Origin of the sequence: Streptomyces sp. sk2.1, from assembly GCF_008120935.1 — a bacterium.
Classification (GTDB): domain Bacteria; phylum Actinomycetota; class Actinomycetes; order Streptomycetales; family Streptomycetaceae; genus Streptomyces.
On sequence record NZ_RDBO01000238.1, the window covers coordinates 1 to 3,006 of the forward strand.

Consider the following 3,006-nt stretch of genomic DNA (forward strand, 5'->3'; position numbering starts at 1 on the left):
GCGCCCCAGCCCCCGCCGACGGCCCGTTTCCGGGCCACGCGGCCAGGGCCAGTTCGGCGATCCCGGCGAGTTCGGCCCGCTTCGCCCCGTCCCGGGACCGCTGCGACATCCCCTGGATCACCATCGCGAAGTAGCCGGCCAGGACCCGGACATCGACGTACGCCGGCAGCTCGCCCTCCCGCTGCGCCGCCCGCAGCCGTGACTCCCAGGCCGTGATGTTGGCGTTGCGCAGGTCGCGGAGGAAGGCAGCGACCTCGGCGTCCTGCGGGGCGATGTTGGTGGCGGCGCTGATCGTCAGGCAGCCCGCCGGGTGGGAGGGGTCGCAGTAGATCTCCGCCGCCTCGCGCAGGATGCGCGCGAACGCGCCGTACGCCGTGGGCTCCTCCTCCAGGGCGTTGCCCATGAACGCCCCGACGGAGCTCCGCCCGTACGCCCGGACCGACTCCTCGAAGAGCGACCGCTTGTCCCCGAAGGCGGCGTAGAGACTGCCCGGCCGGATGCCCATCGCCTCGGTCAGCTCACCGACCGAGGTGGCCCCGTAGCCCCGCTCCCAGAACAGCCGGGTGGCCGCGGCGAGCGCCGCGTCCCGGTCGAAGGAGCGCGGACGGCCGCGCGTCGCACCTCTGCCGCCACCACCCGTACCGCTGCCGCTCCTGCCGCCGTCACTCATGCCACACATTCTAGAACGCCCGCTCAAGAAGTCGTGCTAGCTTATTTTTGAGCGAGCGCTCAAAAAATGGGGCTCCGGATGGAAGGGCAGTGGGCACAGCCATGGCCACTCACGCACTCGAAGGCAAGGTCGCACTCGTCACCGGCGGCAGCAGGGGCATCGGCCGGGGCATCGCGGAACGGCTCGGGCGGGACGGGGCGGTCGTGGCCGTCGCCCATGCCCGCGCGACGGCGGCGGCCGAGGAGGTCGTGGCGGGCATCCGCGCGAGGGGCGGGGCGGCGTTCGCGATCCGGGCGGAACTGGGGGCGCACGGCGACGCGGAGACCCTGTGGTCCGCCTTCGACGCCGGGATCACCGAGCACTTCCCCGGCGGCGGCGTGGACATCATTGTCAACAACGCCGGAATAGGCCGGAGTTCGGATCTGGCGTCACTCACCGAGGAGGCGTTCGACGAGTTGTTCGCCGTCAACGTCCGGGCGCCGTTCTTCATCGTGCGGGAGGGACTGGACCGGCTGCGCGACGGCGGCCGGATCATCAACGTCTCCAGCGGCGCGGCCCGGATCGCCATGCCGGAGATCATCGCCTATGCCTCGACCAAGGGCGCCCTGGACACCTTCACCCTCAACCTCGCCAAGGAGCTCGGCCCGCGCGGCATCACGGCCAATTCGGTGGCCCCCGGCATCGTCGACACCGACGTCAACGCGGCCTGGCTGCGCGGCAACGCGGAGGCCGAGGCGCACGCCGCGTCGCTCGCCGCACTGGGCCGGGTCGGCCGTCCCGAGGACATCGCCGACATCGTGGCGTTCCTCGCCTCCGACGACGCCCGCTGGGTGACCGGCCGGGTGATGGACGCGACCGGCGGCGCGGGGCTCTGACACCCGGACACGGCCTGCGGGGCCCGCGCCGAAGCACGGGTCGGCTCCCCCACTCCGGCTCACCGGCCCCGGCTCACCCGCCGCACTGCTCCAGCATCGCCCTCTTGTCGGCGGTGGTGACGGGCAGTTCGTACTTCAGCGAGACCTGCGCGAACCGCACCGCGTAGGAGCAGCGGATCGGCTTGTACGGCGGCAGCCAGGACGCCGGCCCCGAGTCCCGCTTGGCACTGTTGGCCGGGCCGTCCACCGGGAGGAGGTTGAGCGGGTCGTTGGCGATCCGCTGCCGCTTGTCCCGGTCCCAGCGCGAGGCCCCCATCTGCCAGTCGTACGAGAGCGGCATGACGTGGTCGATCTGGATCCTGGTGGGCCGCTGCTTGGTCCAGTCGATGGTCGAGCCGGTGTACGGGTCCTTGAGGGTCATCGACACGACCACGCAGTCCGAACCGGAGCGGAGCTTCACGTCCTTGCCGTCCCTGGCGAGGAGGTCGTTGCGGGTGTCGCAGCCGTTCCTGGCGAGCGCCAACCCGTCGATCGAGTCCTTCCACGCGTAGCCGAACTCCTCGCGCGCGTACCCGGTCTTCGGTCCTCGTCCCTTCGTCGCCACCTTCTCGATAATCCTGCGGCCGGCCGCCCGGTCCGCCTCGGACGTGAGCGGTGCGAGTCCCGGCTTCGTGCCGTCGGCGTTGTCCAGCGGGCTGGCCCCGAACCCGGTGACGGCCCGGCCGCCCTCCTCCTCGGAGGACGACGGTTCGAGATCGCAGCCGGCCAGGGTCAGCGCCGCCACCACACCGAGGGCGGGCAGGGTCGCTCGGTACACACGAGGGGATATCACGCGAAGCCGTCCTGACGGGGAGAAAGCAGAATCCTGAAATCGTACGGATGCCTTCCCCGCCCGCAGGTATTCATGAGCACGCCACGCCCGGGATGCGGCCGGAATCACACCCTCCGGCCACCTGGCCGCCCACACTTCCCGACGTCCCGGCCGCTTGCACTCTCCGGCCGCCCGGCCGCCCGCACTCCCCATCCCCTGGCCGCTCACGGTCCCCGACGTCCCGGCCGCCCGCGCTCCCCGACCCCTGGCCGCTCACGGTCTCCGACCGCCCGGCCGCTCGCCCCCTCCGGCGCCTCGACCGCTCACTCCTTTCACTCCCTTCATGCCTTTCACGCCTTCCCGATGCCCAGAGTCGTCTCGGAAGGCAGCAGTCCGGACCCGATCACCGCCACCCAGGGCGATCCCAGCAGTTCGACGAGCCGTTCCCGCTCCTCCTCGTCGAGCACCCGCCACGGGTCCGCGGCCGCCTCGTCCGTACGCCGCTCGACCTCGGCGCGCAGCGCCCGCCCCGCTTCGGTCGCCACGCCGTCCCCGTCCAACAGGCCGCGCCACCGACTGCCCGCTCAGCCCCGCCGAGAACCGGCAGCGCACCGTCGACTGCCGCCTCACCGCCGGCCCGCTCGCCGTCC

The 3,006-nt window shown here is 72.2% G+C and carries 3 protein-coding genes and 1 pseudogene; 1 reads left to right on the forward strand and 3 read right to left on the reverse strand.

The genetic code is table 11. From position 1 onward, the window contains the following. On the reverse strand, positions 1-670 hold a 670-nt coding region (locus tag EAO76_RS43090; RefSeq protein WP_148841655.1), incomplete at its 3' end, for a TetR/AcrR family transcriptional regulator. Positions 671-771: 101 nt separating this feature from the next. Between EAO76_RS43090 and EAO76_RS43095 the strand changes: the two genes are divergently transcribed. Continuing rightward, a complete protein-coding gene (locus EAO76_RS43095) occupies positions 772-1,545 on the forward strand; it encodes an SDR family oxidoreductase (protein WP_148841656.1) in 774 nt (257 codons plus the stop codon). Positions 1,546-1,618: 73 nt separating this feature from the next. Here EAO76_RS43095 and EAO76_RS43100 read toward each other — a convergent pair whose 3' ends face one another. Together EAO76_RS43100 and EAO76_RS43105 are read right to left on the reverse strand one after the other, a co-directional pair. Continuing rightward, entirely contained in the window at positions 1,619-2,377 is a 759-nt protein-coding gene (locus EAO76_RS43100; protein ID WP_262376258.1) for an HNH endonuclease family protein, read from the reverse strand. A 329-nt stretch (positions 2,378-2,706) separates the two neighbouring features. Continuing rightward, positions 2,707-2,925: pseudogene (locus EAO76_RS43105) on the reverse strand (hypothetical protein); the annotation flags it as partial. Between the last annotated feature and the right edge of the window lie 81 nt (positions 2,926-3,006).

Excerpts from the sequence above, each read along its gene's own strand:
- EAO76_RS43095 (WP_148841656.1), top strand. The coding sequence starts at position 772 with ATGGCCACTCACGCACTCGAAGGCAAGGTCGCACTCGTCACCGGCGGC.